Annotated in this window: 6 protein-coding genes; 4 read left to right on the forward strand and 2 right to left on the reverse strand. The window is 39.9% G+C overall.

Going from position 1 to position 7,691, the window contains the following annotated elements:
• Positions 1–139 precede the first annotated feature (139 nt).
• Positions 140–2,212, reverse strand: a complete 2,073-nt coding sequence (gene fusA / locus RAO94_07745) for an elongation factor G (GenBank protein ID MDP8322227.1) — start codon at positions 2,210–2,212, stop codon at positions 140–142.
• A 281-nt stretch (positions 2,213–2,493) separates the two neighbouring features.
• On the opposite strand from fusA, the gene RAO94_07750 reads away from it, so the two are divergent.
• The 4 genes from RAO94_07750 to RAO94_07765 all read left to right on the forward strand — a co-directional run bounded on the left by RAO94_07750 (position 2,494) and on the right by RAO94_07765 (position 6,842).
• A complete protein-coding gene (locus tag RAO94_07750) occupies positions 2,494–3,675 on the forward strand; it encodes an electron transfer flavoprotein subunit alpha (GenBank protein ID MDP8322228.1) in 1,182 nt (393 codons plus the stop codon).
• 2 nt (positions 3,676–3,677) lie between these two features.
• Entirely contained in the window at positions 3,678–4,319 is a 642-nt protein-coding gene (locus tag RAO94_07755; GenBank protein ID MDP8322229.1) for a radical SAM protein, read from the forward strand.
• Between the two features lie 12 nt (positions 4,320–4,331).
• Positions 4,332–4,793 (forward strand): NUDIX domain-containing protein, encoded by a 462-nt coding sequence (locus tag RAO94_07760; protein ID MDP8322230.1) that lies wholly within the window; start codon positions 4,332–4,334, stop codon positions 4,791–4,793.
• A 276-nt stretch (positions 4,794–5,069) separates the two neighbouring features.
• On the forward strand, positions 5,070–6,842 hold the full coding sequence (locus RAO94_07765) for a PKD domain-containing protein (GenBank protein ID MDP8322231.1): 1,773 nt from the start codon (positions 5,070–5,072) through the stop codon (positions 6,840–6,842).
• Here the strand turns inward: RAO94_07765 and RAO94_07770 are convergent.
• A partial coding sequence (locus RAO94_07770) for a PrsW family glutamic-type intramembrane protease (GenBank protein ID MDP8322232.1) occupies positions 6,831–7,691 on the reverse strand: 861 nt, incomplete at its 5' end. The two genes, RAO94_07765 and RAO94_07770, sit on opposite strands and share 12 nt — an antisense overlap.

A 7,691-nucleotide genomic window follows, 5' to 3' on the forward strand; every position in this document is an offset into this window, starting at 1 on the left:
GTCCTGGTGGGGGTGCCAGTCACCAATCGACTAACGACTCACGACTCCCGACTCACGACTCCCGACTCCCGACTCACGACTCCCGACTCCCGACTCACGACTCACGACTCCCGACTCACGATCTTACCCATCACTCATTTTATGACTTATCGAGTCTGATCTTTTTTAGAAGTTCTTCGTGAATACTCATGGGAACTTTTCTATAGGCATTGAACTGCATATTAAATTCCACCTTACCTTGCGTGAGAGAACGCAAAAGAGTAACATATCCAAATATTTCGGCAAGCGGTACTTCAGCTATTATGCGAGTAAATTGTTCATCAATCTCTGTTTCATGTATCAATCCTCTGCGCTGATTGATACTGCCCATCACGTTGCTGCGGAATTCATTAGGGGTTTCGATATCTACTTGCATAACAGGTTCCAGGAGATAAGGCTGAGCTTTTCTATAGGTTTCGCGGAATGCATGGGTAGTGGCAATTTCAAAAGCCATCTGGGAGGAATCCACTTCATGATAGCTGCCGTCATTGATGAGCATTTCCACCTGAACAATGGGGAATTCAGCCAATCCACCCTTGGAGAGAGATTTCATGAATCCCTTTTCACAGGCAGGAATGTAATTGGAAGGTATCGCACCACCAGTAATTTTATTAACAAAGCGGCTGTCTTCATCATCCAGAGGACTAAGGATACCTGCTACTCGAGCAAATTGTCCTCTACCACCGGACTGCTTTTTGTGAATATAATTAAATTTTACTTCTTTGGCAATGGATTCCCGATAAGCTACCTGAGGAGAACCTACCTGAATATTGCAGCTATATTCACGGCGCATTCTTTCTAGATATACGTCCAGATGGAGTTCACCCATTCCGGAAATAATAGTCTCAGAAGCTTCATCATCGAAATGAGATTTAAAAGTGGAATCTTCCTTCGTGAAACGGTTAAGCGCTTTTGACATATTATCAGTTGACTTTTTATCTAAAGGTGTGATAGATAAAGATAGAATGGGATCAGGGATATAAGCATGTCTCATGGAAAAATGAGCATTGCCGGTAACAAAAGTGTCACCCAGTGCACAATCTACACCAAAGATGGCAGCAATATCACCTGCTGCTGCAACATCAATATCTTCCATATTGCTGGCATGCAGTTTGGCAAGTCTTCCCACTTTAACCTTTTTACGGGTAATTAAATTTATTAGAGTAGTACCCTTTTTGATAGTGCCTTGATATACTCTGATATATGTTAGCTGACCATATTGCTGGTTCTCAATTTTAAAGACCATGGCAACAACATCCTTATCCCGATCACTCTCGATTTCTATCTCGCGGTCATGATGATCAATATCATAAGCGATATTGGTAATGTCCGCAGGAGAAGGCAGGTATTGGATAACCCCATCAAGAAGTGCTCGCGTTCCGACATTTCTATAGGCTGAGCCGGCATATACAGGAACAATTTCAAGGGCAATAGTCGCTTTGCGAATAGCCATGCGCAAAAGGTCAAGATCAAGATGACCTTCCAGATATGATTCCATGAGAGTATCACAGAACATGGAAACATTCTCAAAGAGAAGATCCTGATACTTTCTGGCTTCATCCAGCATTTCAGGAGGTATCTCTTCTATATGAATATTTTCGTTATTAGGGCCACTATAATAAAATGCTTTCATGGTCACAAGATCAATAATCCCTTTAAAATCCTCTCCGCTGCCAATTGGCAATTGCAGGAATACGGCATTCATCCCCATCTTTTCGTGCAGTGCAGAAAGCACTTTATAGGCATCAGCACCTGTTCTATCCATTTTATTGATAAATGCCATGATCGGGACATGATGCCTGCGCATTTGACGAACCACAGTAATAGTTTGAGATTGTACACCACCCACGGCACAAAGTACCAGAATCGCACCATCCAGCACGCGCAAGGCGTTTTCCACTTCCATAGTGAAATCCACATGACCCGGAGTATCAATGATATTTATCTCATGCTTTTTCCAGGATACATTAGTGGTAGCGGATGAGATCGTGATCCCGCGCTCCTTTTCCAGTTCCATAGAATCCATCGTGGCTCCTACACCATCCTTTCCTCTCACTTCATGTATCTTATGAATTCTACCTGTATAGAACAATATCCTTTCTGTCAAAGTAGTTTTCCCGGAATCTATATGTGCACTAATTCCAATATTTCTCAATTTTGCCATTTCGCTCATTTCATTCTCCTTTTGAGCTTACACCTTATTTCTTCATATCCATATATTATAAATTTAATCAAATAACATATAAATGAAAGATAAATTATATGAAAGGCAAAACTTTATCTATAGCATATCGTGTCAACCAGAAGTTCTGAGATTATTTTCAGGGTAATGGCAGGCGATGGATATCACGATTATAAGCATACCTAAGTGAATACAAGGTAGAAAATCCTTGACTGGAAAACAAATTCACAGGTCTTTACCTTTTAATCACATAGAGACTGGGAGTAATAATAATGATAGAAGTTATAGAACAAAGATGTGTTGGATGTAATGCATGCCTAAAATCATGCGCCTATGCTGCCATAGCTATAGTAGATAAACTGGCAGAAATTGATACTGATAAATGCGTACTGTGTGGCGCCTGCGTGGAAGCCTGCCCTTTTGATGCTATCATGATCCGTAAATATGGCAGAACTGATATTGACCGTACACAATATAAGGGTGTTTGGGTTTTTGCTGAACAGCAGAGAGGACACGTAGCCGCAGTAGTATTTGAGCTGCTGGGTAAAGGCAGGGAACTGGCAGAAGCAAGAAACACTAAACTGACTGCTGTCTTGCTTGGCTATCAGGTGGATAACCTGGTTCAGGAACTGATTGAATATGGTGCAGATGAAGTAATCCTGGTTGATGATAAGCATTTAACAAATTTTATTGATAGAAACTATGCCTCTGCCATGCAAAGCCTGGCAGAGAAATATAAACCGGAAATTATCCTCTCAGGAGCTTCAGTACTGGGCAGGTCATTTATCCCACGCGTAGCCGTAAGTTTACATACGGGGCTTACTGCTGATTGCACAGGACTGGAGATAGATAGTGCCACTGGGTTATTAAAGCAGACCAGACCAGCGTTTGGCGGAAATATCATGGCAACTATCATCACACCAGACCATCTACCGCAGATGTCCACTGTAAGGCATAAAGTGATGGAATCATTACCCAGAGAGACGGGAAGGACTGGTAAATTGATCTCAGAAAAAATAGAATTCCCTGAGCTTGATAAAACCTGCGAATATGAGAATTTTATTGCTGACGCTACTCAGGAGATCAATCTTACAGAAGCAAACTTTGTGATTTCAGGTGGAAGAGGACTTAAATCACCGGAAAACTTCCAAATGGTGTATGAACTGGCAAAAAAACTTGATGCAGCAGTAGCAGCTTCACGAGCAGCAGTAGATGCCGGCTGGGTGGAATATCCCCATCAGGTAGGACAAACCGGTAAGACGATCAAACCTACAGTTTATCTGGCACTTGGAATATCGGGAGCTATTCAGCATCTGGCTGGAATGCAAAGCTCAGATTATATTATTGCTATTAATAAAGACCCGGATGCCCCGATCTTCAAAATTGCTGATTTGGGAATCGTGGGAGATATATTTGAAATCGTTCCCTTACTGAACAAAAAGTTCAAGAGTTGATCATGCTGAAAGTCTGCGAAATCTTTCTCAGTATCCAGGGTGAATCATCATTTGCCGGACTGCCCTGCATCTTTGTCCGTCTTTCAGGCTGCAATCTGCATTGTGACTGGTGTGACAGCCGGTTTCATCAGGAAATCCAGAGTGAAATGTCCATCGCGGAAATTATTGAAGCTATATCAGAATATAAACCGGTTGATCTGGTAGAGATCACGGGTGGAGAACCCCTGCTGCAGAAAGACACGCCGGCATTGTTAGATACATTGGAACGAACCGGCTACAGAGTGCTTTTGGAAACTAATGGGACATTGCCCATCTCTGAAATACCTCCACATGTGATCAATGTTGTGGATGTGAAATGCCCCTCCAGTGGACATAAAGACACATTTCTTAGAGAAAATATTATTTATCTTGATCCAGGAAAAGATGAATTGAAATTTGTGATTGCTGACAAAGCTGATTATGATTTTGCCCGGGAATTTATCATGTATAACAATTTATGGGGTTATAAGATCCTGTTTTCGGCTGTATTTGATCGTTTGCAACCCAAAGAACTGGTAAGTTGGGTAATAGAGGACAGGCTTGCTGTGCGCATCCAATTGCAATTACATAAATATATCTGGGAACCGGAAAAAAGAGGAGTGTAACTCAAATTTTTTATGCAGAAGATCAGAAATTCCATAAAAGCAATAATTATTGAAAATAACCGGATATTAACCATAAAATGCAAAGACCATAATGGAGTATTTTACGTGCTTCCCGGTGGGGGACAGCAATTGTATGAATTAATGCCGGAAGCATTGCAGCGGGAATGCCGTGAAGAGATCGATTGTGAAGTTAAGGTGGGTAGATTACTGTATATCAGGGAATATCTGGCTGATAACCATGAATTTGCTGAAACTGATAATGGTGCTCATCAGATTGATTTTATGTTTGAATGTAAACTGAAAGAAGGCAGTATTCCGCAGAACGGGACAGAACCTGACCCCTGGCAGGAAAGTGTTGTGTGGTTGGAAATCTCACAGCTCATGGAATATAAACTTTATCCCAGAACATTAAGGAAATTCTTGATGGAAAATAATGATCCAAAGTGCAAAATATATCTGGGAGATATTAATTAACTAAACAGGTAATTACAAATTCTCTAAGACTTCCCAACAAAACCCCTTACAAACTATAAGCATATATCCTCCAGAACAACAAAGCACATACTCACATTATAATGTCAATACGTACCTTGTTGTTCTGGATGAAAGTCACCTGAAGGGCTAATTGATTATATTATATGTAATTATAGTGATATTAGAGAAAAAGTGGGAGTATTTAATTTCAGGAGATAGAAATTGACAAATAAAACAGGTGAAACTTATTTTGTTAAAAACAAAACTGGAGGAAATATGCGGAGAAATTTAATAGTTTTATTTTTGTTATTATCAGTATGTCTTTGGGGAACAATTTTAAATGTGCCAGCGAGTTATCATTACATTTCACTGGCAATACTGGCATCTACAGATGGAGATACGGTGCTCGTGCAGCCTGGAACCTATAATGGAGTGATCAATTATGAGGGAAAAGCAATAACAATTGCCTCAACTTATATATTTACAGGAGATGAAACAGATATCTACCATACAACTCTGGCGGGAAATTATTCAGATGCTTCACTGATAAGTTTTAACACCGGCGAAGGAGAGGGCAGTATCCTGGAAGGATTTACTATTACTAATAGTGGATCACCACTTCAGGGGGGAGCTATTAATTGCGATGGTACTTCACCAGTATTAAGGAATTTACGATTAACCGGTAATCAGGCAACTTCCGGTGGAGCAATATTTGCTATAAACAGTTCAGCTCCAGCTTTATATAATTGTGAATTATCATCAAACAGTGGTGGTGATTATGGAGGAGCAATCTACCTGGAAGCTAGTGATCTGGTAGTGGAAGATTGTGAATTTATAGATAATTATTGTGGTGGAGAAGACGTTAATGGAAGAGCGGGTGGAATATTCGCTTCTCAAGCCACTTTAACCTGCACAAATACCAATTTCATCAATAACAGTTCTCAGGCACATGCGGGAGCAATATACTTCAGCTATTCAAGTGGAGATTTGGATGGCTGCCAGTTTGTTGGCAACAGTGCATCAGGAAATGTAGGGGCTGTGTATTTTTATAATTCAGATCATCTAAATGTACTTAATTGCACATTTTATGGTAATACAGGTACAGATGCAGGCGCTTTGAGATTTTATCATAATGTGGCAATGGTGGATGTGCCGGTGATTGTGAACACAATATGCTGGAATAATGAACCGAGTGAACTAACCTTCTCCATGGATGATATGGAAAATGAGATAATCATTGCTTATTGCGATATTGAAGGCGGGGAAGATGGCATTGTAACTAATAACAATGTCGTGGTGAACTGGCTGGATGGGAATATTGATGATGATCCACTCTTTATCTCACCAGAAGATAATTTTATGGCACTGCAGAGTGATTCACCCTGTATAAATGCCGGAACAGCGCTTTTTGAATATGAGTCTATCACTTATATTGATCTGACAGAGGATGAATATATAGGAACAGCACCGGAGATGGGAGCAGTGGAAACTGATCCTGATGATCTGCCGATACTGGCAAACTTTGAATGTGATGTAGTGGAAGGAGAAGCTCCACTGACAGTGCAATTCACTGATCTTTCCCTGGGTGAGATAGCGCAGTGGCAATGGGATTTTGATTATGATGGAGAGATTGATAGTGAAGACCAGTCGCCTGAATGGATATTTGAGGAAGAAGGGACATATACAGTAAGATTAACTATCTTAAGAGATGATCAAAACGATGAGTGCCTGATGGTGGATATGATAGAAGTTTTGCCTCCTTCGGAAACTGATGGAGAGATAATTCCTTCTATTAAGGCATTGAGAATATATCCTAATCCCTTTAATCCGGAGACAGAGATAAGTTACTATTTACAAAATGATAGCGAAGTGAAATTATCAGTCTATAATATTAGAGGGCAAAAAGTTGCTGACCTGGTATCAGGTCATCAGGAAGCCGGGGAGCATTCAATAGTCTGGGAAGCACAGTCTTATTCTGCGGGGATGTATTTCTTTAGTTTACAAAGAGACGGAATTAAGATCTATGAAAAAGGGATCTTATTGAAATAGAGCGCTGGACAAAAGGATCGACTCAAAAGCATAAGTGATCAGAAGCGAAAGTGAACCGCAAATGATCACAAAGATGAATACGAGCAGGTAATAAGACCAGTCATAGATACTCTTATCGGGGATGATAGATTCGTCCCCGAATTCTGATTCCGGTTTAAATTTTGAGATATTGAGCAGTTTGAAGACAGCAAATATTGCAGCAGTGATCAGCAGAAAACTATAGACTGTAAAAACGAAATTAAGCTGAACGGAAAAATTCCAGAAGGCATGTAAAAAAATCGCAATAAGCCAGGCAAAGAAAAATCTGAGAGATTTTTTACCCTTTTGAAGAGCAATTCCATAAATTGAGATGGCAATCATATCAAAGAGTAAATGCCCTGGTAGCAAACGAGCCAGGAAAATGGAATATAAAGAAGCATTGTAATAACTTAAATCCATCGTAAGAGTAGATATCATCATGCTTTGCCAGGTGGCAATAACATAATAAGAGATATTTTCATAAAAAGCAAAACCAAGAGCAATCACTCCCATATAGACAATTGCGTCAAAGGATTCATTAACTTCGTTTTTAAATTTATATAATACTAAAAGGAAAATGAGAAATTTCCAGGTTTCTTCCAGAATGGGACCAATAATCACAATATTAGTAAATGAGAAACTGGTGATAAGCCAGGAAACTGCAATTGCATAAATACTTGTGGCAAATATAGTGAAGCAGAAGATTTTCATTAAAGTGACGATGTTTTCCTTTTCATAGCGATCCAGCCACATCAGTAAAGTAACCAGCAATGCACTTATAACGCAGTTAATGAGCAATATCATATTTAAAACCTCCGCAAGAATTTTATG

The organism is Candidatus Stygibacter australis (assembly GCA_030765845.1).
GTDB classification, from domain to species: Bacteria; Cloacimonadota; Cloacimonadia; order Cloacimonadales; family TCS61; genus Stygibacter; species Stygibacter australis.